24 protein-coding genes are annotated in these 23524 nt (G+C 72.2%); 12 read left to right on the top strand and 12 right to left on the bottom strand.

Going from position 1 to position 23524, the window contains the following annotated elements; genetic code table 11:
• Position 1: 1 nt before the first annotated feature.
• From fahA to ABT324_RS26960, 4 genes are all read right to left on the bottom strand, one after another.
• Entirely contained in the window at positions 2 to 1171 is a 1170-nt protein-coding gene (gene fahA / locus ABT324_RS26975; RefSeq protein ID WP_351183111.1) for a fumarylacetoacetase, read from the bottom strand.
• Positions 1168 to 2028: a hypothetical protein gene (locus ABT324_RS26970; protein WP_351183109.1), complete on the bottom strand. Its 861-nt coding sequence runs from the start codon at positions 2026 to 2028 to the stop codon at positions 1168 to 1170. The genes fahA and ABT324_RS26970 overlap by 4 nt, the downstream gene beginning before the upstream one ends.
• Positions 2025 to 3224: a homogentisate 1,2-dioxygenase gene (locus ABT324_RS26965; protein ID WP_351183107.1), complete on the bottom strand. Its 1200-nt coding sequence runs from the start codon at positions 3222 to 3224 to the stop codon at positions 2025 to 2027. Before ABT324_RS26965 ends, ABT324_RS26970 begins: the two co-directional genes overlap by 4 nt.
• A gap of 98 nt (positions 3225 to 3322) precedes the next feature.
• Entirely contained in the window at positions 3323 to 3847 is a 525-nt protein-coding gene (locus tag ABT324_RS26960) for a MarR family winged helix-turn-helix transcriptional regulator (protein ID WP_351183105.1), read from the bottom strand.
• A 138-nt stretch (positions 3848 to 3985) separates the two neighbouring features.
• Between ABT324_RS26960 and ABT324_RS26955 the strand changes: the two genes are divergently transcribed.
• The 6 genes from ABT324_RS26955 to ABT324_RS26930 all read left to right on the top strand — a co-directional run bounded on the left by ABT324_RS26955 (position 3986) and on the right by ABT324_RS26930 (position 10342).
• Entirely contained in the window at positions 3986 to 5002 is a 1017-nt protein-coding gene (locus tag ABT324_RS26955; protein ID WP_351183103.1) for a LolA family protein, read from the top strand.
• Positions 4999 to 5961 carry an ABC transporter ATP-binding protein gene (locus ABT324_RS26950; RefSeq protein WP_351183101.1) on the top strand — a complete coding sequence of 321 codons (963 nt, stop codon included), beginning with the start codon at positions 4999 to 5001 and terminating at the stop codon, positions 5959 to 5961. The genes ABT324_RS26955 and ABT324_RS26950 overlap by 4 nt, the downstream gene beginning before the upstream one ends.
• Positions 5958 to 6797 (top strand): ABC transporter permease subunit, encoded by an 840-nt coding sequence (locus ABT324_RS26945; RefSeq protein ID WP_351183099.1) that lies wholly within the window; start codon positions 5958 to 5960, stop codon positions 6795 to 6797. The genes ABT324_RS26950 and ABT324_RS26945 overlap by 4 nt, the downstream gene beginning before the upstream one ends.
• A gap of 393 nt (positions 6798 to 7190) precedes the next feature.
• Positions 7191 to 8795 (top strand): flavin-containing monooxygenase, encoded by a 1605-nt coding sequence (locus ABT324_RS26940; RefSeq protein WP_351183097.1) that lies wholly within the window; start codon positions 7191 to 7193, stop codon positions 8793 to 8795.
• Between the two features lie 50 nt (positions 8796 to 8845).
• The gene (locus ABT324_RS26935) at positions 8846 to 9562 is read left to right on the top strand and encodes a flavodoxin family protein (RefSeq protein ID WP_351183096.1); all 717 of its coding nucleotides are present in this window, start codon (positions 8846 to 8848) and stop codon (positions 9560 to 9562) included.
• A gap of 51 nt (positions 9563 to 9613) precedes the next feature.
• A complete protein-coding gene (locus ABT324_RS26930) occupies positions 9614 to 10342 on the top strand; it encodes a methyltransferase domain-containing protein (RefSeq protein ID WP_351183094.1) in 729 nt (242 codons plus the stop codon).
• 172 nt (positions 10343 to 10514) lie between these two features.
• On the opposite strand, the gene ABT324_RS26925 is transcribed toward ABT324_RS26930, so the two are convergent.
• Genes ABT324_RS26925 through ABT324_RS26915 form a run of 3 tightly spaced genes read right to left on the bottom strand, consistent with a single transcriptional unit; the run spans position 10515 to position 12105 of the window.
• The gene (locus ABT324_RS26925) at positions 10515 to 11360 is read right to left on the bottom strand and encodes a helix-turn-helix domain-containing protein (RefSeq protein WP_351183092.1); all 846 of its coding nucleotides are present in this window, start codon (positions 11358 to 11360) and stop codon (positions 10515 to 10517) included.
• A complete protein-coding gene (locus tag ABT324_RS26920) occupies positions 11357 to 11896 on the bottom strand; it encodes a DUF6879 family protein (RefSeq protein WP_351183090.1) in 540 nt (179 codons plus the stop codon). Before ABT324_RS26920 ends, ABT324_RS26925 begins: the two co-directional genes overlap by 4 nt.
• A complete protein-coding gene (locus ABT324_RS26915) occupies positions 11893 to 12105 on the bottom strand; it encodes a hypothetical protein (protein ID WP_235863867.1) in 213 nt (70 codons plus the stop codon). Before ABT324_RS26915 ends, ABT324_RS26920 begins: the two co-directional genes overlap by 4 nt.
• A gap of 331 nt (positions 12106 to 12436) precedes the next feature.
• On the opposite strand from ABT324_RS26915, the gene ABT324_RS26910 reads away from it, so the two are divergent.
• The 3 genes from ABT324_RS26910 to ABT324_RS26900 all read left to right on the top strand — a co-directional run bounded on the left by ABT324_RS26910 (position 12437) and on the right by ABT324_RS26900 (position 14753).
• Positions 12437 to 12670, top strand: a complete 234-nt coding sequence (locus ABT324_RS26910) for a hypothetical protein (RefSeq protein WP_351183088.1) — start codon at positions 12437 to 12439, stop codon at positions 12668 to 12670.
• Positions 12671 to 12850: 180 nt separating this feature from the next.
• Positions 12851 to 13960, top strand: a complete 1110-nt coding sequence (locus ABT324_RS26905; protein WP_351183086.1) for a carboxylate-amine ligase — start codon at positions 12851 to 12853, stop codon at positions 13958 to 13960.
• Between the two features lie 211 nt (positions 13961 to 14171).
• On the top strand, positions 14172 to 14753 hold the full coding sequence (locus ABT324_RS26900; protein ID WP_351183084.1) for a CGNR zinc finger domain-containing protein: 582 nt from the start codon (positions 14172 to 14174) through the stop codon (positions 14751 to 14753).
• Positions 14754 to 14784: 31 nt separating this feature from the next.
• Here the strand turns inward: ABT324_RS26900 and ABT324_RS26895 are convergent, their stop codons facing one another.
• A complete protein-coding gene (locus ABT324_RS26895) occupies positions 14785 to 15423 on the bottom strand; it encodes a TetR/AcrR family transcriptional regulator (protein WP_502949804.1) in 639 nt (212 codons plus the stop codon).
• A 102-nt stretch (positions 15424 to 15525) separates the two neighbouring features.
• On the opposite strand from ABT324_RS26895, the gene ABT324_RS26890 reads away from it, so the two are divergent.
• The 3 genes from ABT324_RS26890 to ABT324_RS26880 are packed head-to-tail and all read left to right on the top strand — an operon-like array spanning position 15526 to position 18326.
• Positions 15526 to 16362 (top strand): SDR family NAD(P)-dependent oxidoreductase, encoded by an 837-nt coding sequence (locus ABT324_RS26890; protein ID WP_351183080.1) that lies wholly within the window; start codon positions 15526 to 15528, stop codon positions 16360 to 16362.
• A complete protein-coding gene (locus tag ABT324_RS26885; protein ID WP_351183078.1) occupies positions 16359 to 16778 on the top strand; it encodes a PPOX class F420-dependent oxidoreductase in 420 nt (139 codons plus the stop codon). Before ABT324_RS26890 ends, ABT324_RS26885 begins: the two co-directional genes overlap by 4 nt.
• 54 nt (positions 16779 to 16832) lie before the next feature.
• Positions 16833 to 18326 carry a glycosyltransferase family 39 protein gene (locus tag ABT324_RS26880; protein WP_351183076.1) on the top strand — a complete coding sequence of 498 codons (1494 nt, stop codon included), beginning with the start codon at positions 16833 to 16835 and terminating at the stop codon, positions 18324 to 18326.
• A gap of 4 nt (positions 18327 to 18330) precedes the next feature.
• On the opposite strand, the gene ABT324_RS26875 is transcribed toward ABT324_RS26880, so the two are convergent.
• From ABT324_RS26875 to ABT324_RS26860, 4 genes are all read right to left on the bottom strand, one after another.
• On the bottom strand, positions 18331 to 19794 hold the full coding sequence (locus ABT324_RS26875; protein ID WP_351183074.1) for a PrsW family intramembrane metalloprotease: 1464 nt from the start codon (positions 19792 to 19794) through the stop codon (positions 18331 to 18333).
• Between the two features lie 163 nt (positions 19795 to 19957).
• Positions 19958 to 20167, bottom strand: coding sequence for a hypothetical protein (locus tag ABT324_RS26870; protein ID WP_351183072.1), 210 nt, complete (start codon positions 20165 to 20167; stop codon positions 19958 to 19960).
• Between the two features lie 332 nt (positions 20168 to 20499).
• The gene (locus ABT324_RS26865) at positions 20500 to 21993 is read right to left on the bottom strand and encodes a CoA-acylating methylmalonate-semialdehyde dehydrogenase (RefSeq protein ID WP_351183070.1); all 1494 of its coding nucleotides are present in this window, start codon (positions 21991 to 21993) and stop codon (positions 20500 to 20502) included.
• Positions 21990 to 23291, bottom strand: coding sequence for an aspartate aminotransferase family protein (locus ABT324_RS26860; protein ID WP_351183068.1), 1302 nt, complete (start codon positions 23289 to 23291; stop codon positions 21990 to 21992). The genes ABT324_RS26865 and ABT324_RS26860 overlap by 4 nt, the downstream gene beginning before the upstream one ends.
• Positions 23292 to 23524: the final 233 nt, after the last annotated feature.

Here is a 23524-nt window from a genome sequence, read left to right as displayed (position 1 = left end):
CTCAGCAGGCGGGCAGGACGCGGCCGGTCACCTCGCCGAAGCCGATCCTGGTGCCACCGGCACCTGGTGCGGTGGCGGTGATGGTGACCTCGTCGCCGTCTTCCAGGAAGGTGCGCTCCTGGTCACCCAGGCGCACGGGATCCCGGCCACCCCAGGTGAGTTCGATGAAGGCGCCGCGCTGGTCCGCCTCCGGACCGGAGATGGTGCCCGAGGCGTAGAGGTCGCCAGTGCGGGTGGTGGCGCCGTTGACCGTCAGGTGCGCCAGCATCTGCGCCGGGGACCAGTACATCTCGCGGTAGGGCGGGCGGGAGACCTCGTGGCCGTTCCAGGACACCGAGAGGTCGACGTCCAGGCCCCACGGCTCGGTTTCGGCCAGGTACGGCAGCGGGGCGGGGACCTGGGCCGGGGTCGCCACGCGCGCCTGCTCCAGCGCGAGCAGCGGGACCACCCACGGCGAGATCGAGGTGGCGAAGCTCTTGCCGAGGAACGGCCCCAGCGGCACGTACTCCCAGGCCTGGATGTCGCGGGCCGACCAGTCGTTGACCAGCACCGCGCCGAACACCCGGGTGGCGAACTCCCCGGTGGGCACCGGGGTGCCCAGCTCGGAACCGGTGCCCACGACGAACCCGAGCTCGGCCTCGACGTCCAGGCGGCGGCACGGGCCGAACGTCGGGGCGTCCTCGTCCGGCGCCCTGCGCTGCCCGCGGGGACGCACGATGTCCGTCCCCGACACCACGACCGTTCCACCACGCCCGTGGTAGCCGACCGGGAGGTGCTTCCAGTTCGGCATCAGCGGTTCGGCGTTCGGGCGGAACAGCCGCCCGAGGTTGGTCGCGTGGTGCTCGGAGGCGTAGAAGTCGACGTAGTCGGCGACCTCGATCGGCAGGTGCAGGCGCACCGCGGAGACCGGGTGCACCGCCGCGTCCGGCACCTCACCGGTGACCAGCTCAGTGACCTGCTGCCGCACCCGCACCCAGCGGTCGTGCCCCTGGGCCATGAAGGCGTTCAGCGTCGGCTGCGCGAACACCCCGTCGCCGAGGGTGGCGGCCAGGTCCACGACGGAATCACCCACCCGGACACCGACGCGCGGTTCGGTCCCGGGCGTGGAGAACACGCCGTAGGGCAGGTTGGCCAGCCCGAACAACGAGCCGTCCGGGATGTCGACGATCACCGGTGTCCTCCTCCGCTGAGCACCTCGGCCGGGACCAGGCCGAGGTCGACCAGTTCGGCCAGGGGTTCGGCGATGCTGCAGGTGCCGAAGGACAGGAAGCGGTCGCGCGCCGCGGTGACCCGCACCCGGTCCAGGTCCGCGACCCGCTCGGCGACCTTGCGCGCATCCCGTTCGGCCAGCACGGCGGCGATCTCCGGCTCCTCGGCGAAGTCCACCGCGGCGTCGGTGGCCAGCAGCAGGTTCAGGTGGCCGTGCTGCTCGAAACCCGTTGCCGGGTCGGTGCCGCGGACGGCGTGGTGCAGGCCCGCGGTGGCCTTGAACGGGACCCCGGCCTCGACCACCGCGCGGATCGCGGCGGCGAGCTCGGCCTCGTCGGGGTGCTGCTCGGCCCTTGCCCCGCCGGTGCGGAACTTCGCGCGGTAGTGGATCGAAGCGCAGGTGCCGATGACCTCCGCGCGGCGCTCGTCGCGGGGTACCTCCACGAACACCGCCACGTCCTCGTCCACGCCCACCGCGTCGAGCGCCGCGAAGAACTCCGCCGGTCCCTGCCCGTCGGGAACCGCGACCTCCAGCGCGCGCAACCGGACCGGCAGGGGTTCCAGCGCGGCGAGCACCGCCGGGAGCTGTGCCGGACCTCGCGGGGCGGTGACGGAGAGGTCCAGCTGCTGACCGGGCTCGATCAGCCCGGGCAGCTCCTCGACCGCGGGGGCGGCCAGCACCAGCGGCCCGACCAGCTCGGCGTACGGCGACGCGGTGTGCCGCAGGTGCGCGGCGACGGCGTCGGGCAGTGGGGTGCGGCCAGGCGGGAAGACCGCCGCGTCGTCGCACCAGCCCTTGGCGAAGTCCGGGATGCTCACCCCTGCGGCCCCCGCCCCGACCAGGTCCAGGCGTAGCCCGGGTCCTCAGCGGCCCGGCCGCCCTCGCCGAGCTCCAGCGGGCGGAAGGTGTCGACCATGACCGCGAGCTCGTCGAAGTACTCCACGCCGATGCTGCGCTCGTAGGCACCGGGCTGCGGGCCGTGCGAGTGCCCGCCGGGGTGCAGCGAGATCGAGCCCTGGCCGATGCCGGAGCCCTTGCGCGCCTCGTAGTCCCCGCCGCAGTAGAACATCACCTCGTCGGAGTCCACGTTGGAGTGGTAGTAGGGCACCGGGATGGACAGCGGGTGGTAGTCCACCTTGCGCGGCACGAAGTTGCAGATCACGAAGTTCTGGCCTTCGAAGACCTGGTGCACCGGCGGTGGCTGGTGCACCCGGCCGGTGATCGGCTCGAAGTCGGCGACGTTGAAGGTGTGCGGGTACAGGCAGCCGTCCCAGCCGACCACGTCGAAGGGGTGCTCCGGGTGGACGAACCGGGTGCCCACGATGCCGCGGCTGCCCCGGTGCTTGACCAGCACCTCCACGTCGGTGCCCTCGGCCAGCAGCGGCTCGGTGGGGCCGTGCAGGTCGCGCTCGCAGTAGGGCGAGTGCTCCAGCAGCTGGCCGAACTTCGACAGGTAGCGGCGCGGCGGGGTGATGTGCGAGTTGGCCTCGATGCAGTACGCGCGCACCGGATCCGCGCCCCGCGGCACCCAGCGGTGGGTGGTCGAGCGCGGCAGCAGCACGTAGTCGCCCTGCCGGAACGGCAGCACCCCGAACACGGTCTCGACCACGCCCTCGCCGGATTCGACGTAGACGCACTCGTCGCCGGTGCTGTTGCGGTACAGCGGGGAGGTCTCGCCCGCGACGACGTAGGAGATTCGCACGTCGGCGTTGCCCAGGACCAGCCGTCGACCGGTGACCACGTCGTGGCGCTTCCACTCCTGGCCGCCGAACAGCTCGTGCAGCTTCAGGTGCCGCGGCCGCAGCGGGTGGTTGGGCTCGGTGTCCAGGTCCGGCAGTTCCCAGGTCGTGGAGTCGACCAGCGCCGAGGGGAGGTTGCGGTGGTAGAGCAGCGAGGAGTCGCTGGAGAAGCCCTCCTCCCCCATCAGCTCCTCGTAGTAGAGGCCGCCGTCGGGTCCGCGGTGCTGGGTGTGCCGTTTCGGCGGAACGTCGCCGACCTGCCGGTAGTACGCCATCGACCTCGCCTCCTCGCAGCGGCCCGGGTGCTCCGGCACCCCGGCGCAAGTGGTCAATGTATTGACGGCTTCCACGCACCGCAACAGCCACGGCACCGTCAGTTGCGACCGCGGACGTCGAACTGGTCGCGGTTGGTGATCAGCTTGTTCAGCAGCATGACCAGGATGCGCTGCTCGGCCTCGGTGAGCACGCTGGTCCACTCGTGCTCGCGCTCGTTCTGAGCCCGGAACACCTCTACCACCTCCCGCTGCCCCCGGTCGGTCAGCGACAGCAGCACGGAGCGGCCGTCGTGCTCGCCGGGCGCCCGGTCCAGCACCCCGTCGGCCACCAGGGCCTTGCTCAGGTTCGAGACCGCGGCCCGGCTCATCCCGGTGAGCTCGGCGACCTTCTTCGCCTCCAGCGGCCCGGCCAGCCAGGTGACGAACAGCAGCCGGAAGGCCGACCAGGAGCGGCCGCGCGGGCGGTGCACCGCCGCTTCCAGGTCGTAGGTCACGGTGGTGGAGGCCCGGTCGAGGGCCAGCAGCACCTCGGTGGCCAGCTGGTGCTGGAACCCGTGCTCCGCGGCCAACCGGTCGTTGGCCAGCTCCACGAAGGACCAGAAGTCCAACTCGTCGGCCGCCATCACACCTCCCGGGGAAAGTAAACACGTTTACCATCTCAGGCGGTGGACCGGGGCACCGGCTGAGCCCGCTCTCAGCGTCTCAGCGTTGTCTCAGCGCACATCAGCCACGCTGGGCGCAGGACTCGACAGGAGGACTCGATGAAGCGCAGGAATGTGGTGCTCACCGCGACCGCCGGTACCGCCGCCGGAGTGCTGGGCCTGACCGTGCTGGCGCTGCCCGCCGGTGCCGGTGCGGCCCCGGTGCTGCCGCCAGTGGCCCCGGAGCAGCTCGTGGAGTCGGTGATGCGCGCCGAACCCACGGCGCTCACCGGCACGGTGTCGGTGGACAACGCCCTCGGCCTGCCCGCCCTGCCCGGCGGGGAGGCGGCGCAGCTGCTCGCTGACGGGACGAACCGGTTCCAGGTGTGGGCCGACGGCCAGGGCCGCCACCGCGTGTCGGTGCCCTCGCCCAGCGGCGAGCTGACCGTGGTCGACGACGGCACGACCACCTGGGAGTGGAACTCGAACAACCGGACCGCGACCCGGAGCGAACACCCGCAGCGCGCCGAGCACGGCGCCCCAGCCGATCCGGGCGCGGCGGCGCGCGGCATCATCGGCGAGCTCCGCAAGACCAGCGAGGTCTCGGTGGACGGCACGGCGAGCGTCGCGGGCCGCGACGCCTACGAGCTCGTCCTGACCCCGAAGCCGACCGAGCGCACGCTGCTGCGCCAGGTGCGGATCGCGGTCGACGCCGAGAAGCGCGTTCCCCTGGAGCTCTCCGTGCTCACCAACGGCTCCGCAGACCCGGCGTTGCAGGTCGGGTTCACCAGCGTGGACATGGCGGCGCCGGACCCGGGGCTGTTCCGGTTCACGCCACCGGCCGGTGCCGAGGTCGAGGACGCCGAGCAGCGCGCCCCGCAGTTCGACCAGCACGCGGTGCCCCGGCACCAGGTGGTCGGCGACGGCTGGGATTCGGTGTTGCTCGCCGAGGTCCCGGCCAGCGAGGAGCTGCGCCAGGTCGCGGAGCGGGCCGGCAAGCCGATCAGCGGCCCGTGGGGCAGCGGCTGGGTCGTCGGCACCGCGGCGGGCAACGCCCTGCTGACCGCGGACGGCCGGGTCGCGGTCGGCGCCGTGCCCGAGCAGGTGCTCACCGCTGCGCTCGGCGAGGCCCGATGACCAGCGCGGTTGACGCGGTGCGGTCGTCGTCCGCGGTTGCGGGCGGCGACCTCGCCGCCCGCACCACCGGGCTCCGCAAGACCTACGGGCGGACGGTCGCGGTGGCCGGTGTCGACCTCGCCGTTCCGCGAGGCGGGGTGGTCGGCGTGCTCGGCCCCAACGGTTCGGGCAAGACCACCACGATCAGGATGCTGCTCGGGCTCACCGCGCCGAGCGCGGGGACCGTGGAGCTGCTCGGCCAGCCGCTGCCCGAGCGCGCTGGCCGGGTGCTGCCCCGGGTCGGCGCGCTGGTCGAGGGACCGGGTTTCCACCCGTTCCTGTCCGGCCGGGAGAACCTGCTGCGCTGCGCCGCGATGGAACCGGCCCTGCGCGGCCCCGAGGTCCGCGAGGTCGTCGAGCAGGCGTTGGAGCGGGTGGGGTTGAGCGCCGCAGCGGGCCGCCGGTACCGGGGTTACTCGCTGGGCATGAAGCAGCGGCTCGGCCTGGCGGCGGCGCTGCTGGTGCCGCGCGAGCTGGTGGTGCTCGACGAGCCGACCAACGGGCTGGACCCGGCGGGCACCCGTGAGATCCGGCGGATCATCGCCGACCTGCACGCGGCGGGCACCACGGTGCTGGTCTCCTCCCACCTGCTGTCCGAGATCGAGGCGACCTGCACCCACGTCGCGGTCCTGCACCGCGGTTCGCTGGTGGCGCAGGGCGAGCTGGCGGGCATGCTGGAATCGGGCGCACCCCACCTGCTGGTGTCCACTTCGGACTCGCCCGGCGCCGTCCGGGCGCTGCGGGACGCGGGCGCGCAAGCCCGCGAGGAGAGCGGCGTGGTCCGGGTGGAGCTGTCCGGTGCGGAGTCCGAGGAGGTGATCGCGCTGCTCGTGCGGGCCGGGGTCCCGGTGCGCGAGGCGCGCCGGTCCCGGACCGGGCTGGAGGACCTCTTCGCGCGACTGACGGAGGAAGACCTGTGACCGCGATCGACGTGCGGACCTCCGCACCCCTGGGCCGCCAGCTGCGGGCCGAGGTGCGGTGGGTGCTGCGCCGCCCGCGCAACCAACTCGCGTTGGGGATGCTGGCCGCGCTGCCGGTACTGCTGGGCACCGCGATCGCGCTCACCGGCGGGCCCGGTGGTGGCCGCGGTGGGCCGTCGGTCCTGGCGGCGGCCGCGGGCAACGGGCTGGTGCTGCCGGTGGCGGCCCTGGGGCTCGCCCAAGCACTGCTGCTGCCGCTGGTCGTGGCGATGGTCGCCGCCGACGCGCTGGCGGGCGAGTCGGCGCACGGGACGCTGCGCGGCCTGCTGCTCGCGCCGGTCGGCCGGGTGCGGCTGGTCGGCGTCAAGGCGTTCGGCGTGCTGGTGCTGGCCGTGCTCGCCGTGTCCGTCGTGGCGATCAGCGGTGTGCTCACCGGGTTGGTCGTCGTCGGCGGCGGTGACCTGGTGACGTTGTCCGGCTCGACGGTTCCCTTCGGGTCCGCGCTGGGCCGGGTGGCACTGGCGGTCGCGTGGTCGGCGGTGCAGATGGCCGCCGTCGGCGCGGTCGCGCTGGCGCTGTCGTCGCTGACCGAGCACCCGCTGGTGGTCGTGGTCGCCACGATGGGCGCGCTGATCACCTTCGGCGTGCTGAGCACCATCCCGGCGCTGAACTGGCTGCAGCCGGTCCTGATCACCACCGACTGGTCGGCGGTGCTGGGCGTGCTGCGCGACCCGATCGGCTGGGACGAGATGACGACCGGCCTGCTGCGCGCGGGCTGCTACCTGGTCATCGGGGTGTCCGCGACCGTGGTCCGCGTGGTCACCAAGGACGCCTGAGGTCAGCGGAGCACGGCGCGGAGCTCCATCCACGCGGCTCTCAGCAGGAGACGGGTCGTGCTCGGTTGCCGCCACGATGTGCTCGTCGAGCGCAGCCGGTGTAGGCGCACGTGAAACCTTCCGCTCGCTGGGTCGGGCGCTGCGGCGCTCGACCCGTTCCCCGACGCCTGGCGGGACCCCGTTGTCCTGCCAGGCCGCGCCCGGCCGGGACCGCCCCGTCCGTTCCGCGCGACCGATACCTTGCCCTTTCCGTCGCGGCCAGGCAAGGAGCTCTTCGCCGCCGGGGTTCGACGTTGCCCCGTCGCGATCACCGGTGCATGCTCGACGGGCATTCGACCGCTTCACTCGGGCCGAGCACGGCGCGAGCACCGCCGAGCAGAGGAGTGCGACCGGATGGACGAGGGCCGCCCGCAGCACGACGTCGTGGTCATCGGCGCCGGGTTCGCCGGGATGTACATGCTCAAGACCTTGCGCGACCAGGGGTTCCGGGTGCGCGTGCTCGAGCGGGGCGGGGACGTTGGCGGCACCTGGTACTGGAACCGGTACCCCGGCGCGCGCTGCGACATCGAAAGCCTCTACTACTGCTACTCCTTCTCCGACGAGCTGCAGCAGGAGTGGCAGTGGTCCGAGCGCTACCCGTCGCAGCCGGAGCTGCTGCGCTACGCCCGCCACGTCGCCGAGCGCTTCGACCTGCGCCGCGACATCTCCTTCCGGACGGAGGTGCGGGCGGCGAACTACGACGAGGTGCACGACCACTGGGTGGTGCGCACCGACGACGCGGTGCTGACCGCACGGTTCCTGATCACCGCCGTGGGCTGCCTGTCGGCCACCAGCACGCCCGACTTCGCCGGCCTGGACACCTTCCGGGGCAAGGCCTTCCACACCGGGCGTTGGCCGCACGAGGAGGTCGACTTCACCGGTGAGCGGGTCGGCGTCATCGGCACCGGGTCGTCCGGGATCCAGGCCATCCCGGTCATCGCCGAGCAGGCCGAGCACCTCACCGTCTTCCAGCGCACCGCCCAGTTCAGCATCCCGGCGCACAACCACCCGCTCAGCGACGAGGAGCAGCGCCGGGTCAAGGCCGACTACGCGAGGTTGCGCGCCGAGGCGCGGATGTCGCCGTCCGGGATCCTCAGCGAGCGGTTCGAGGTCAACGCCCTGGACCTGCCCCGCGAGGAGGTCCGGGCCGAGATGGAGCGGCGGTGGCGCATCGGCGGGACGACGTTCTGCACGGCCTACCCGGACACGCTGCGCTCCCTGGCCGCCAACGAGCTGCCCGCGGAGTTCGTCCGCGAGAAGATCCGGGCCACCGTGCGCGACCCGGGGACCGCCGAGCTGCTGTGCCCCCGGGATCACCCGATCGGAACCAAGCGAATCTGCGTGGACACCGACTACTACGCCACCTACAACCGGTCGAACGTGTCACTGGTCGACCTGCGCCAGCACCCGATCACCGAGATCACCCCGACCGGGCTGCGGGCCGGTGAGCGGGAGTTCGAGCTCGACGCCATCGTGTTCGCCACCGGCTACGACGCGATGACCGGGCCGTTGACCCGCATCGACGTCCGCGGGACCGGTGGGCGGCGGCTCGCCGACGAGTGGGCCGCCGGGCCGCGGACCTACCTCGGCCTGGCCTGCGCGGGCTTCCCGAACCTGTTCACCATCACCGGTCCGGGCAGCCCGTCGGTGCTCAGCAACATGATCGTGTCCATCGAGCAGCACGTGGAGTGGATCTGCGCGCACCTGGTGCACCTGCGCGACAACGGCGTCCGGCGCACCGAAGCCCAGGCGCAGGCCCAGCGCGAGTGGGGTGAGCACGTCAACGAGGTGGCCGCCGGGACGCTCTACCCGCGCGCCGCGTCGTGGTACATGGGTGCCAACGTCCCGGGCAAGCCCCGGGTGTTCATGCCCTACATCGGCGGCGTGGGCGCCTACCGGGAGATCTGCGACCGCGTCGCCGCCGACGGCTACCGCGGGTTCCAGCTGACCGCCGGTTGATCCGGTTGCCCGCTCCCGCCGCCGGTGTTGCACTCGCCTGCGGGGGGGCGATGACTGTGACCGAACCGGCGTTCGACAACCTGCGCGCGTTGTTCATCAACTGCACGCTCAAGCGGTCACCCGAGCGCAGCAACACCGAAGGGCTCGTCGAGCTCAGCGCCGGGATCATGCGGCGCAACGGCGTCGAGGTCGACCACGTCCGGGCCGTCGACCACGACATCGCCACCGGGGTGTGGCCGGACATGACCGAGCACGGTTGGGCGACCGACGAGTGGCCGCAGCTCTACCAGCGCGTGCTGGCGGCGAACATCCTGGTGCTGGCCGGGCCGATCTGGCTGGGCGACAACAGCTCGGTGACCAAGCGCGTCGTGGAACGGCTCTACGCCTGCTCGTCGCTGCTGAACTCCGCCGGCCAGTACGCCTACTACGGCCGGGTCGGCGGCTGCCTGATCACCGGCAACGAGGACGGCGTCAAGCACTGCGCGATGAACCTGCTCTACAGCCTGCAGCACCTGGGCTACACCATCCCGCCGCAGGCCGACGCGGGTTGGATCGGCTCGATCGGCCCTGGACCGTCCTACTTGGACCCGGAATCGGGCGGACCGGACAACGACTTCACCAACCGCAACACCACGTTCATGACCTACAACCTGATGCACCTGGCCGCGATGCTCGACCGGGCCGGGGGCGTCCCCGCGTACGGCAACCAGCGCACCGAGTGGGACGCGGGCTGCCGCCCGCACTTCGAGAACCCGGAGCACCGCTGACCCCTGGCCCCGGAGGCGGCGGCTGCCTAGGGTGCTCGGGAGGAGGTGCGCATGCGACCGACGCCCCCGGTGTTCACCCGAGTGCTGCCCCTGCTGACGTCCCCGCCGGAGCAGCCGGACCTCGACCGCGGCTACCTGGACCTGCTCGGCGGTCGGCCGGAGGCGCCGTCCGGTCCGATCCAGAGCTTCTGGGAGTCCGGGTTGGGGTCGGGCCTCTACGACCACGCGCAGTCGCTCGCCCGCCGGGTGATCCCGGGCTGGTTCCGGCTGCCCTCGCGGGCCCGCCCGCCGGTCGGCGGCCGAGTGCTCGACATCGGCTGCGGGCCGGGCAACTTCACCGCCGCGCTCGGGAACCGGGTCGGCCCGTCCGGGCTCGCCGTCGGCCTGGACGTGTCCCGCCCCATGCTGGCCCGGGCGGCGCGCACCGCGACGTCGGACAACGTCGGCTTCGTCCGCGCCGACGCGCGCGAGCTGCCGTTCCCGGACGGCACCTTCGACCTGGTCACTAGCCTCGCCGCGCTGCAGCTGATCCCCGAGCCGGAGCAGGTGCTGGCCGCGGCGTGCCGCGCGCTGGTGCCCGGTGGGTGGCTGGCCGTGATGGTCCCGACGCCGCACGACGGGATGCTGCACGTGGTCTCGCGGTTGTCCGGAAACCGCACCGGGCTGTCCTTCTTCGACCCCGACGACCTCGCCGAGCAGCTGGATTCCGCCGGGATGGGTGCGGTGCACACCCACCGGAGGGGCCCGGTGCTCTGGTTCAGCGCCCAGCGCACGGCCTGACCCGCCCGATCAGGCCCGGCGGAGGCCATCGCGTCAGGCGGGTACCTCGGCGGCGCGGCCCTCGACCTCGCTGGGGACGCGGCACCACTCCCCTGGCTGGCAGCGACGTTCGCCGCAGCGGCCTTCGCGATGACGGCGCGGCGCAGCGCCTTCTTGGACCGGTGATGCTGTTTCAGCTCTCGAGCGCGCTGTAGCGCTCGATCAGCCGCTGCAGCGCGGCGCGGGCGTCGGGCCCTTCGAGGGAGGCCGCCAGCAGCACGTCGAAGAGCCGGTGGAAGCGGTCCAGGTCGTCGGCGTCGGTGATGGTCATCTCCGTGTTGACCGTTTCCACCAGGGCCATGTCGTCGATGATGGCGAAGCCGTGCTGCGGCACCGCGCTCAGCTGGACGTCCATCGGCAGCACCGCCAGGCGCAGGGTCGACATGCCCGCCAGCGCCAGCAGCCGGTCGAGCTGGCCCACCATCACCTGCGGTGGGGCGATCGGGTGCCGCAGGCCCGCTTCCGCGCACACGATCTGCACCTCGGTGCGCGGCCGGTAGAGGACCTCCTGCCGGGCCATCCGCCGCTCGACCGACTCGGCGATGTCCAGCTGGTTCTGGTGCAGCACCGCGACGGCCTCGAACATGTGCCGGGCGTACTCGGCGGTCTGCACCAGGCCGGGCACCATCGAGATCTCGAACAGCCGGATCCGCTCCGCGTCGTGCTCAAGCTGCCTGCCGTACTCCTGCCGAGCGCTGTTGCCGGTGCGCAGCTGGCGCTTCCAGCTCGCCGCTTCCAGCCGGATCTCGCGCAGCTCCTGCCGCAGCTCGGCCTCGACCTCGTCGCCAGCCCCGGTCAGCCGGCAGTAGACCACCACGTCGGAGTCGGCGACGGACTGCTTCGCGGTCTCCACCCGCGAGACCTTCGACGGGGTCCACCCGGCCCGCTGCGCGAACTGCTTGCCGGACAACCCCGCTTCCAAGCGCAACCGCCGCAGCGCGTCGCCGAACGCCAAGCGGCGGGTGTCGAAGTCACTCACCAGCGCCTCCCGATCAGCTCGTGCCGGTAGGCGAACAACGGCACCGCGTGCTCGCACGCGGTGCCCCACCAGTTCCGGTACCTGGTCACCTCCCCCGGGTCGGCGATGATTTCGGTGCCAGCGAACTGCTGGTCCTCGAAGTGCATCAGCGCCACCCGCGCCTCGTCGAAGAGCCAGAAGTCGTGCGCGGGCAGTCCCAGCGACCGCGCCCGCGACTCGGTGAGCACCCGCACGTCCTCGCCCGCCGCGACGTTGGCCCGGCCGACGTCGAGCTGCCACAGCTGGTACTCGGTCGGCGGCTCCCGGAAGACGCGGACCCGGGCGATCAACCGCCCCGCCCGGGTCGCCTCGGCCACCTGGTCCAGCCAGGGGCGCAGCCAGGTCAGGTCGTCCGGTTCACCGGCCCGCCAGCGCCGCCAGGGTTCGGCCTCGGCTGGCTGGCGGTAGGTGCCCTGGCACTCCCACCGCCACGCCCGGTACCGGAACGAACGCAGGAGCTCCTCGAACTCCGCGCCCGGTAACACCCAGGAGCTCACGGTGCCGCCTTCGGCACGAACACGTCGAGCAAGGCGGCCGGTACCTCCACCGCCGTCTCGTGGTCGGGCAGGCCTCGTTCGCGCAACGCGGCCAGCGCCTCCGGATCGGTGACCTTGTAGCCCTGAACGACGTAAGTGCCCTGGTCGGTGCTGTAGAGCGTGGGGCAGGTACCGGCGTGGGACGTCGTTCCCTGGAAGGTCAACTTCACCTGTTCCTCCTCATGCGGAAGATTCCTGCATCGTCCGTGCAATACGTGCATTCGGTCAAGGGTCGGGGCGCAGCGCAACTCGGACAGCCGATCCGGGTGATGCGCAGATGCCGTGATCCACTCGGCCGTTCGGCTGGAATTCCGGAAGGATTGCGCGAATTGCTTGAAATGCCCTCGCGACCTTTCCCATACTCGAGATCAACCGGGGGCGATCAGGAGACCGAGAGGCGGGCGAGCACGTGAACATCAGCCGGTTCCCGATGGGCACGATCCCCCTCCCGCCCGCCTCTCGCCTGGCCCCGGTGACCTCGAGCCCGCGGGGAGCAGCGGCGTGATCGAGCTGCAGCAGACCGAGCGGCACTACTGGTTGCCCGCGCCGAACCCGGAAACGGGCATCTTCGAGCGGCACGCCTTCCACGGCCGCCGCTGGGAGGGCCAGCCCTCCGACGTCGCCGCGTGCGGCACCGAGGTGGCGATGGCGGTGCCCAGCGAGATGGACTGGCGCACCGCGCCGACCTGCATGCGCTGCAACGCGGTCCTGAAGAACCGGCGAACCGCGCCGTGACGCGGCTCACGAACCTCCGGCCCGGTGCTGAACCCCGACTCGCACCGGGCCGGACCCACCAATCTCCACAGTGGACAGAACCAGCGGACGTGGCGCGTCCGGGCGAATGACAAACCCGCGCGGGAGCCGGAAACTGGCTGAGCTGGCGCACCTTCGGCCAGCCCACCCGAGGGAGGTCCGATGCGCCGCGGTCGGCCGCCGACGTTCGGCGTCGAGGAGGAGTTCCTGCTGCTGGCACCGGGGACAGGCCGTCCCACGCCGCACGCCCCGCACGTCCTGCGCGAGGTCGCCGGGAACGGTCGCACCTACACCGCCGAGCTGGCCACGTTCCAGCTGGAGTTCAACACACCCGTCTGCCGCACCGCCGACGAGGCGCACCGCGAGCTCACCGCTGCGCGGCAGGAGCTCGCCGTCGCCGCGGACCGGCACGGGGCACTGCTGGCGTCCACCGGGTTCTCGCCGCTCGGCCTGCCCGATTCGCTGCCGCTGACCGATTCGCCCCGGTACCGCGACATCCGGGACCGATTCGGCCAGCTGCTGGACTCGCACACCGCCGCCGGGTGCCACGTGCACGTCGGGATGCCCGACCTGGCCACCGCCCTGGCGGTGTCGGACCACCTGCGCCCGCACCTGCCCGCGCTGCTGGCACTGACCGCGAACTCGCCGTTCTGCGGCGGGCGCGACACCGGGCACGCGAGCTGGCGCAGCGTGGTGTGGTCGCGGTTGCCCTCGGCCGGACCGCCTCCACTGCACCGCGACCAGGACTCCTACCAGCGATCCGTGCAGCTGCTGCTGAACAGCGGCGCGGCACTGGACCGGGCGATGGTCTACTGGCTCGTCCGCCCGGCGGTACATCTGTCCACATTGGAATTCCGGGTCGCGGACGCGGTCGGCACCGCCGAGGAGTCGCTGCTGCTGGCGCTGCTGGTCCGCGCGCTGGCGACGACCGCGCTGCACGATGCCGCAGCGGGGCGCCCGGCACCTGAGCTCCCCGACCAGCGGCTGCGGCTCGCGCTCTGGCGAGCGGCGCACGACGGGCTGGAGGGCTGCGGCCTGAACTCCGACGGCGACCTGGTCCCCGCTCGCACCCTACTGGAAAAGCTGCTCGCAGAAGCACAACCGGCGCTGGAGACCAGCGGTGACGCCGACCGGGTTGACGAGCTCCTCGGTCGCGTGCTCCGCTGCGGGAGCGGCGCGCACCGCCAACGGCGGGCGCACGAACGCCGACACGAGATGACCGATGTGATCACCCTGTTGACCGAGCAGACCCGGGCCGGACTACCGGACTAGCCCGACAGGACGCCCGCGAGCAGTCCGGGGCGGACGCAGGAACCGCGCCCCGCAGCGGTTTGCCGGTCCTGGAGGCGGGAGGGCCGCGATCACCAGCTGCGACCGCGGCCCGACCCCTGCCCCCAGGGGCAATATCTAATGCCCGAAAGTCCTATCGTGGATTAGACCAGGTGCCCGCGACCGGGTCAAGGACTCCACTACCATCGGCAGCATGAAACCGCAGCTGCCGCTGATCGGTGAGCCGCTGGCCCTCGACCTGGTCAACACCAGGGTGGTCGTCCCGAGCGGTCCGGTCGACATGATGGCCACCCCCGCGGAGCTGTGGGAGTGGTTGACGCGTCAGGCCGCCCGGCTGACCATGCCCACCCGGGCGGAGCGGACCTCGCTCGACGAAACCGACCTGGCGGCAGTGCACGAGGTCCGCGAGCACACCGCGCGCACGCTCGCTGCCATCCGGCACGGCAGGCGGCCACCGGCCGACGCGCTGCGCGGCCTCAACGAGGCGCAGCGCGCCTCCCCCGGCATCCACCAGCTCAGCTGGCGCGGTGGTGCGCTGATCGGCACCGTCGACCGACCCGGGAGGCTGGGGCTGCGGGTGGCCGCCAACCTGGCCGAGGCCGCAGCCGAGCTGCTCACCGACCCGATCATCGAAGCGCTGCGCGAGTGCGAGGAGCGCAACTGCGTGATGCTGTTCATCGCGACGAACCCGCGGCGGCGCTGGTGCTCCGCGGCGATCTGCGGCAACCGGGTGCGCGTCGCCCGCTACTACCAGCGCCACAAGGCCAGCGCCTGACCAGGTCCGTCCACTGTGGCCCGCGGGCGGCTCACGGCGCGAACGCGCGCAGGAAGGTGTCCGCGGCAGCCGCGGCGAGCTCGCGCAGCTCAGTACCGGGCACTTTCCGCGTGCCGAACCGGGCCCGCGCCTCCACCGGCCCGGTGAGCAGTGCGGTGAACTGCTCGGCGGCCACCCCCGGGTCGCAACTGCGCAGGTGCCCGGCCAGCATTAGCCTCGCCAGCCGATCGGCGAGCGCCTCGGTGACGCGGTCAGCGGCCCGCCCCCGGACGATGTCGACCAGGTCCGGGAACCGGCCGAGCTCCGCGTGGAGCAGTCGGCGCAACGCCCAGGAGCGTTCGTCGCAGTAGCACTCCAGCAGTCGGGAACCGACCTTCTCCAACACCGGGCGCAGGTCCCCGTCGCCGCGCAGCTGCTCGACGACGGCGAGGTTGCGCTCGAGCGCCCGGTCCGCGTCGGCCCCGACGGCCTCCCGGAAGAGGGTCTGCTTGTCACCGAAGTGGTTGTAGACGGTGGGTTTGGCCACGCCCGCCTCGGCGGCGATCACCTCCACCCCGGCCTGGGCGTAACCCTCGCGGGCGAACACCCGCATCGCCGCGCCCAGGATGGCCTGCCGCTTGTCGATCCGACCGCGCGCGGTGTTCCTGCTCGATGCGCTCACGAGGCGCATCCTACTTGAACCAGCCGGTTCACTTGCCTGAACCTTGCGCTCCTACACGGCTGGCATTTAGTTTGAACCAGTCAGTTCAAATTATGATTCACGGGAGTTGCATTGCGGAAGTTCGCCATCACCGGCGGCACCGACGGCATGGGTAGAGCGCTCGCCCTCGCCCTCCTCGAACGGGGCCACCACGTCGCGGTCATCGGGCGCAGCCCGGCGAAGGGCGCGCAGCTGCTCGACGCGGCGGCGCAGCTGGGCGCCGGGCACCGCGCCCGGTTCATCCCCGCCGACCTGAGCCTGATCAGCGGCAACCGCGCGGCGATCGCCGCGATCCGCGCCGAGTTCAGCGAGCTCGACGGACTGGTGCTCGGCGCCCGGTACTACCGGTCCGACCGCGTCGTGACCGCGGAGGGCTTCGAGAGCACCTTCGCGCTGTCCTACTTGAGCCGGTACGTGCTGAGCCACGAGCTCTCCGACCTCCTCGACGCCGCCCCCATGCCGGTGGTCCTCAACATCTGCGGGCCCGGTTCCCACGGCGAGGTCCGCTGGGACGACCTGCAGTTGGGCGCCCACTACCACGGGCAGACCGCGCTGTCCCAGAGCGGACCGCTCAACGACCTGCTCGGCGTCAGCTGCGCCCGCTCGTCCCAGCGCGCGCGCTACGTCCTGTACGGCCCCGGCCTGGTCAACACCTCGTTCGCCGGGCAGTACGACGCGGCGGCCGCGGCGCAGATCGACGCCATGCGCACCCGAGCCACGCCGGTCACCGAAGCCATCACCCCGATGCTGGCGGTCCTGGACCAGCCCCCAGCAGCACCGCTGAGCGCTTACTCCCTCGGGCGACCGCTGAGCCTGGACGGCCCGGGCTTCGACCCCGGGGCGGCACAGCGCCTGCACCGCACGACGCAGGCACTGCTGGTCGCGCACGAGCAGGAGGGGGCGGCGTGACATCAGCGGTTTCCCCGACGAGGCTGGCGGAGCTGCTGGACTCCCGGGTCTTCGGGATCGTGGCGACGGTCCAGCCGGACGGCAGCCCGCAGCAGACCGTGGTGTGGGTGGCGCGCGAGGGCGAGGACGTCCTGTTCATGTGCGCGGTCGGCAGCCGCAAGGAGCGCAACCTGCGCCGCAACCCGCGGATCACCGTGCTGGTGAGCTCGGCCGGGGCACCGCACACCTACGCGGCCATCCACGGCACCGCGACCTTCGAACCGGAGCGCGCCGAGCAGCTCCGCGAACAGCTGGTGCGCAAGTACATCGGCAAGTCCTGGGTCCAGCACATCACCGACACCCCGGAAGCCGGGGCGGACCGCCGACCGGTCACCGCGGTCCGCATCACACGGCGGAAGGTCGTCGGGCGCCTGTGAGGCGAACGAGCGGGAAGTAGGCTGCGCCGGGCGAGGACCAGGGAGGGGGAGCCGATGTCCACCAGCGCCACCACCGGAGCCGGCGGGGCCACCACCGACCGGCTCCCCCGCCCGGTGCCGCCCTTCGCCCGGGTCCCGGTGCTGGTGCTCGCCGCGCTGGTCACCGCGCTGCTGGTGGCGTTGGCCCCGCGCTACGACATGGTCACCGACGAGCTCTACTTCCTGGCCGCCGGGAAGTTCCACCCCGCCTGGGGCTACATGGACCAACAGCCGCTGGTGCCGCTGCTGGCCGCATTCCTGGACACCACGTTCCCGGGATCGCTGATTGCGTTCCGGCTGCCCGCGGCGCTGGCCACCGGGCTCGGGGTGGTGCTCACCGCCCTGATCGCCCGCGAGTTCGGCGGCCACCGCAAGGCCCAGTTGCTGGCCGCGGCGGCGTACCCGCTCTCGCCGTGGCTGCTGCTCAACGGCCACTGGCTCACCGCCTCCACGATGGAACCGCTGCAGTGGACGGCGATGCTCTGGCTGCTGGTGCGGTGGGTCCGGCTGCACGACCGCGGCGTGCAGCGGGACCGCCTGCTCATCGGCATCGGGATGGTCGCCGCCCTCGCCGTGCAGACCAAGTTCCAAGTGGTGGTGCTGTGCGCAGCGCTGCTGCTGGCCATGACCGCCACCGGGCCGCGCGCGGTGTTCACCCGCCCGGCGCTGTGGGCGGCGGTGGCGATCCCCGCGGTGACCGCCGTCCCCACGCTGTGGTGGCAGGCCACCCACGGCTGGCCCGCGCTGGAGATGGGCACCGCGGTCAACGACGAGAACGACCGGCTCCTGCTCGTGCCCACCGCGCTGTTCTACGCCGGTGCCGTGGTCGGCGCGGTGCTCTGCTGCTACGGCCTGGTCGTGCTCCTGCGGTCGCCGGTGCACCGGTACCTGGGCTGGGCGGCGCTGGGGGTGCTGGTGTTCTTCCTCGGCGCGGGCGGGCGCCCGAACTACGTGGCCGGACTGTTCGGCGTCCTGTTCGCCGCAGCGGCGGTCGGGGTGCAGCGCCTCAGCGGCACACTGCTGTGGCCAGCGTGCGCGATCTCCGCGGTGCTCCCGCTGGCGATGCTCCCGGTCTACCCGCTGGACTTCCTGGCCCGCCACCCCGAGCTCCCCAGCTACCCGCGCCTCTACGAGACGGGCTGGCCGGAGCTGACCGAGGAGGTCGCGCACGCCTACCGGTCACTCCCGCCCGAGCAGCAGCGCCGAGCGGTGATCGTCGCCGAGAACTACTACCTGGCGGGCGCGCTCGAGGTGCGCGGCCGGGCAGCGGGCCTGCCCAGCGTGCACAGCCCGCACCGGGGTTACTGGTTCTTCGGCGCCCCGCCCGAGGGCGCCGACGTCGTGCTGCACGTCGGCAGGCGGTCGCTGGCCGACCACTTCGGACGGTCGCAGCGGCTCGGGACGGTGGAGTCGGACCTGGTGAACATGGCTCGGGGCAACGAGATCACGCTCTACCAGGACCCGCTCCAGCCGTGGTCCGAGCTCTGGCCCCGGCTGCGCACCTCCTGACCGCTCAGCGCTGCGGCCAGGGCCCACCGGGACGCGGACCGCCCGGCCCCGGCGGCCCCGGCGGCTGCGGCGGACGCCCCGGCGGACGGTGCCCAGCAGGCGGCGGCTGCTGTCCGGGCGGTTGCGGGGGCTGCTGCCCGACAGGCGGTTGCTGCGCGACGGGTGGCTGCGGGGGCTGTTGCCCGGGCGGGGCCTGCGGTGGGCGCTGCCCCGGGTGCGGCGGCTGCCCGGTTGGTGGTGTCGGCGGGCGCTGCTGGTAGGTCGGCAGCTGCGCCAGCTCCGCGGGCAGCTTGAAGAACCCGGACTGCTCCTGGCGCGGCGCCCACGGCGGCGGCGGGGCCTGCGGCATCCGCCGGAAGAACGCGTCGCGGGCCATCCGCATCAGCGCCAGGATTGCCTCCCGGCGGGCGAAGAACTTGTCCGGCGGGATGGTCGCCTTCTCCGCGTGCGCGTGCAGCAGCGCGAGCTCGGTCGCGGCCAGCTGGTAGTCGCCCATCGCGCGCGCCCCGACCGCGCCCGCCTGCGCCCGCGCCCAGTGCCGCGCCTGGCGGCGTCCGGGCATGCTGCCCAGCATCTGCAGGTCGTTGGGCTGCACCAGCCCGCTCGGGATGTAGGCGGGCAGGTACCTGCCGATCAGGCGCACCAGCCGCCTGCGGTCCTTGACCAGCACGACCACCAGGACGATCAGCACCGCCAGCTCAATCAGGTAGGCCAGCACCATGCCCGGGAAGCCGAGCAGCGTCAGACTGCCGTTCCACGTCGCGTGCAGCAGGACCCCGCCGAGCCAGCCGCCGATCACGGCGAACACCCGCCCCGAACCGCTGTGCGTGGCGGCGTAGGCGACGCCGAGGCCGATGATCGAGGTGTAGAGCGGGTGGCCGAGCGGGGAGACCACGCCACGCAGCACCACCATGAACGCCAGCGAGCCGTCGTCGATGCCGCGCATGTAGTACAGGACGTTTTCCACCATCGCGAAGCCCAGCCCGCACATGCTGGCGTAGACGATGCCGTCGGTGGGCCCGTCGATCTCGTGCCGCCGCACCACCAGCAGGTACAGCAGCAGCGCACCCTTGAAGCTCTCTTCGACCACCGGCGCCACCACCGAGGCGGTGACCCCGTCGGCGCCCTCCGGCCCCAGCGCCGGGACCAGCAGCGCGCCGGTCACCGAGTTCACGATCAGGGCGCCGATGATGGCCACGCCCGCGCCCCAGCCGAAGGACAGCACCAGGTTGATCCGCGGCTCCGGTTCCAACCGGTCCACCAGCAGGATCAGCGCGACCAGCACGATCGCCGTGGGCAGCGCCAGCAGCGTGCCGACCACGACGTTCACCGGACCGCCGGTCAGCAGGTAGAAGGCCACCGCCAGCAGCAGGCAGGCACCGGAGACCACCAGGCCGACGATCAACGGCACCGGTGTCCGGTTCGAGCTGTGGCCGTCCAGGACCGATTGGGGTTTGAGCACGGACATGCGGGTGAGCGTAGGAGATCACCCCCGGCCGCATCCGCCGCTTCGGCCCATTCGTCAGCCGGATCACCCGGGGGCGCCCGATTCGGGCGGAACCACCCCGGAACGCGACTTCGTCCTCGTTCATCCGGATGCGGCGCCGCTGACCGGCTGCCCTGGCGCGTCCTCAGACCGGCGGTTGAGTGCCAGCCAGGGTTCCGTCGCCGCCGCACTGCGGGCAGCCCCGCCACTCCGCCAGCGTCATGCCGGTCATGAGCTCCTCGGTCGCCTGGATCATGTACAGGCGCGGGTCGCTGACCTTCTTGAACCCCCCGCAGGTGAAGCAGATCGCGTTCGGACCGGCGTCGAACACCGGCGGCTGGCCCTGCTCGGTCATGCTTCGATCCTCACCTCGGCGGTGGCCAGGGGTGGCGCTGGCGGCCAGGCGTGGCCCGGCAGTGCCGGCAACGCGTCCACCCCACGGCGGTGCAGCTCTCGCCGGTGTCCAACGAGAAGAACCCACGCGGCAACCTGACCTGGCCCCGGCCCATGCAACCCCGGCAGATGCCACCCGGCTCGGTCTCAGCGGTCACGTCCGCCTCCCGAACTCGCGAACCGGGCATGTCCCCACCATCGTATCGGCTGAACGCCCACCCGGGGCGAGCGGGATCACGCGGCAGCACGGCTCCGGGGAGCTCCCCGCGGCGAGCTCCCCGGAACCGTCGACGCTCAGGTGCTCTGCGGGAATCCGAGGTCGACGCCGCCGTGGGAGGGATCCGGCCAGCGCGTGGTGACCACCTTGGTGCGGGTGTAGAACTGGATGCCGTCCGGGCCGTAGGCGTGCGCGTCGCCGAACAGCGAGTCCTTCCAACCGCCGAAGGAGTAGTAGGAGACCGGCACCGGGATCGGGACGTTCACCCCGACCATGCCGACCTCGACCTCCTCGCAGTACTGCCGAGCCGCCCCGCCGCTCTCGGTGAAGATCGCGGTGCCGTTGCCGTAGGGGTTGGCGTTGAGCAGCTCGATCGCGGCGTCGTAGCTGGGCACCCGCAGCACGGAGAGCACCGGGCCGAAGATCTCGTCGGTGTAGATGGACATGTCGGTGCCGACATGGTCGAACAGGGTCGGACCGAGCCAGAAGCCGTCGGCACCGCCGTCGACCCGCGCCCCGCGGCCGTCCACCACCAGCTCTGCCCCGGCGGCGACCCCGGCCGCCACGTAGGAGGTCACCCGGTCCCGGTGGGCGGCGGTGACCAGCGGCCCCATGTCGCAGCCGCGGCGCCCGTCACCGACGTTGAGCTTGCCGATCCGCTCGGCGATCTTGGCGACCAGCTCGTCGCCGACCGGGTCGACCGCGACGACCGCGGAGACCGCCATGCACCGCTCCCCCGCCGAGCCGAACCCGGCCGAAACAGCGGCGTCGGCGGCCAGGTCCAGGTCCGCGTCGGGCAGCACCACCATGTGGTTCTTGGCGCCGCCCAGGGCCTGCACCCGCTTGCCGTTGCTGGTGCCGGTCTCGTAGACGTGGCGCGCCACCGGGGTGGAGCCGACGAACGACACCGCCTTGACCACCGGGTGCGCCAGCAGCGCGTCGACGGCGACCTTGTCCCCGTGCACCACGTTGAGCACGCCGTCGGGCAGCCCGGCCCGCTGCCAGAGCTGGGCGATGAAGTTGGCCGCCGACGGGTCCTTCTCGCTGGGCTTGAGCACCACGGTGTTGCCGCAGGCGATCGCGCCGGGCACGAACCACAGCGGGACCATGGCCGGGAAGTTGAACGGCGAGATCACCCCGACGACACCGACCGGCTGGCGCACCGAGTGCACGTCGACGCTGGTCGAGGCGTTCTCCGAGAACCCGCCGCGCAGCAGGTTGGGGATGCCGCAGGCGTACTCGACGTTCTCCAGGCCGCGCTGGACCTCGCCCGCGGCGTCGGAGACCACCTTGCCGTGCTCGGCGGTGATGATCTCGGCCAGCTCGTCCTTGTGCTGGTTGAGCAACTCGCGGAAGGCGAACAGCACGTTCGTCCGCTTGGCCAGCGACGTCCGCCGCCAGGTCTTGAGCGCCTCGGCGGCCTTGACCACCGCGGCGTCCACATCGGATCCGGTGGCGAACGCGACGTGCTTGGCCACCGCGCCGGTGGCGGGGTCGAAGACCTCGCCGGTGCGCTGCGGGGGCGCGTCGTCGAACTCGCCCGCGATCCAGTGCCTGATCAGTTCTGTCATCGGTGGAGCTCCTGCTCGGCCAGCGAGGTGGTTTCGGTGAGGATCTGCAGCGCCTGACCCGCTTCATCCTCGGTCAGCGTCATCGGCGGCGCCAGGCGCAGGACGTTGCCGTGGAGCCCGCCCTTGCCCACCAGCAGACCGCGTTGCTTGGCCAGTTCCATCACCCGTCCGGCGGCCGCGGGCGCGGGCGTGCGGGTGCCGGGTTCGACCAGCTCGATGCCGATCATCAGGCCCTTGCCACGCACGTCGCCGATCAGTCCGCAGCGCTCGGCGTGCGCGCGCAGCCCGTCGAGCAGGCGCCCGCCGAGCTTGGCGGCGTTGCCCTGCAGGTCGTGGTCCAGCAGGTACTCCAGGGCGGCCGCGGCACCACCGGTGGAGACCGGGTTGCCGCCGAAGGTGGAGATGGAGTTGGCGGTCAGGCAGTCCATCAGCTCTGCTTCGGCGACCACACCGCCGATGGCCAGCCCGTTGCCCAAGCCCTTGGCGAAGGTCATCGCCGCCGGGGTGACGCCGTGCGCCTGGATGCCCCAGAAGTGCTCGCCGGTGCGACCCCACCCGGTCTGCACCTCGTCGGAGATCAGCAGGATGCCGTACTCCTCCAGCACCTCGGCGAACGCGCCGAACAACCCGTCGGGCGGGGTGGCGAAACCACCGACGCCCTGGATCGGCTCAGCGATCATGCACGCCACGTCGCCCGAGGTGGTGGTCTCGATGACCTCGCGCAGGTCCTCGACGCAGGCGGCGATGTAGTCGGCGTCGGAGAGGTCCCGGAACGGGCTGCGGTAGCGGTAGCCGCCCTGCACGTAGCTGACCTCGAACGGCGACAGCGCGCTGGCCGACCAGCCGCGGTTGCCGGTGACGCCGAGGGCGCCGAAACCCCTGCCGTGGTAGGAGTTGCGCAGTGCGAGCACCTGGTGGCTGCGCCGGTGCTGGGTGGCCAGCATCAGCGCGGTCTCGTTGGCCTCGGTGCCGGAGTTGGTGAAGAACACCTTCGGGTTGGCCATCCCGGACAGCTCGCCGATCCGCTCGGCCAGCTCCACCTGCTTACGGATCAGGTACAGCGTGGAGGTGTGCAGCACGCCGCTGTCGACCTGGCGGCGGATCGCGTCGCTGATCTCGGCGATGTCGTAGCCGATCGCGTTGGTCAGGACCCCGGCGAAGAAGTCCAGGTAGGTGTTGCCCGCCGCGTCGGTGACGTGGCGCCCCCGCCCGCTGACGATCTCGATGGGTTCGTCGTAGTAGAGCGCCAGCCAGCTGGGCATGACCGCGCGGTGGCGGGCCAACAACGATTCCGACATAGCTCCCCGTTCCGTCGTGCCGATGCGGCCAGTCTGGCCCGCCGGGCGGTCCGCGGCCATGGACACCCTGTGCCGAACTGCCCGCTCCGGCCGTACGGTGTGTGCACCGAGGAGGTGCGATGAAGTTGATGTCGCCGGACGTGCTGGCGCTGCCGACCGTGTCCGAGGTGCTCGACCTGCCGGTGCTGCGGCGCGGCAAGCCGCGGGTGGTCGCCGGGGCGTCGGGCCTGGAC

Origin of the sequence: Saccharopolyspora sp. NPDC000359, from assembly GCF_040300525.1 — a bacterium.
GTDB lineage: Bacteria > Actinomycetota > Actinomycetes > Mycobacteriales > Pseudonocardiaceae > Saccharopolyspora.
This window is presented reverse-complemented; position numbering and strand designations above follow the sequence as displayed.

Bases quoted from the DNA above. Each gene is read 5' to 3' on its own strand.
- ABT324_RS26950 (WP_351183101.1), top strand. From the start codon at position 4,999: ATGACCAGCGCGGTTGACGCGGTGCGGTCGTCGTCCGCGGTTGCGGGC.
- ABT324_RS26865 (WP_351183070.1), bottom strand. From the start codon at position 21,993: ATGACAGAACTGATCAGGCACTGGATCGCGGGCGAGTTCGACGACGCG.
- ABT324_RS26965 (WP_351183107.1), bottom strand. From the start codon at position 3,224: ATGGCGTACTACCGGCAGGTCGGCGACGTTCCGCCGAAACGGCACACC.
- ABT324_RS26940 (WP_351183097.1), top strand. From the start codon at position 7,191: ATGGACGAGGGCCGCCCGCAGCACGACGTCGTGGTCATCGGCGCCGGG.
- ABT324_RS26860 (WP_351183068.1), bottom strand. From the start codon at position 23,291: ATGTCGGAATCGTTGTTGGCCCGCCACCGCGCGGTCATGCCCAGCTGG.
- ABT324_RS26960 (WP_351183105.1), bottom strand. From the start codon at position 3,847: ATGGCGGCCGACGAGTTGGACTTCTGGTCCTTCGTGGAGCTGGCCAAC.
- ABT324_RS26870 (WP_351183072.1), bottom strand. From the start codon at position 20,167: ATGACCGAGCAGGGCCAGCCGCCGGTGTTCGACGCCGGTCCGAACGCG.
- ABT324_RS26930 (WP_351183094.1), top strand. From the start codon at position 9,614: ATGCGACCGACGCCCCCGGTGTTCACCCGAGTGCTGCCCCTGCTGACG.
- ABT324_RS26895 (WP_502949804.1), bottom strand. From the start codon at position 15,423: ATGCGCCTCGTGAGCGCATCGAGCAGGAACACCGCGCGCGGTCGGATC.
- ABT324_RS26955 (WP_351183103.1), top strand. From the start codon at position 3,986: ATGAAGCGCAGGAATGTGGTGCTCACCGCGACCGCCGGTACCGCCGCC.
- ABT324_RS26935 (WP_351183096.1), top strand. From the start codon at position 8,846: ATGACTGTGACCGAACCGGCGTTCGACAACCTGCGCGCGTTGTTCATC.
- ABT324_RS26875 (WP_351183074.1), bottom strand. From the start codon at position 19,794: ATGTCCGTGCTCAAACCCCAATCGGTCCTGGACGGCCACAGCTCGAAC.
- ABT324_RS26880 (WP_351183076.1), top strand. From the start codon at position 16,833: ATGTCCACCAGCGCCACCACCGGAGCCGGCGGGGCCACCACCGACCGG.
- ABT324_RS26900 (WP_351183084.1), top strand. From the start codon at position 14,172: ATGAAACCGCAGCTGCCGCTGATCGGTGAGCCGCTGGCCCTCGACCTG.
- ABT324_RS26905 (WP_351183086.1), top strand. From the start codon at position 12,851: ATGCGCCGCGGTCGGCCGCCGACGTTCGGCGTCGAGGAGGAGTTCCTG.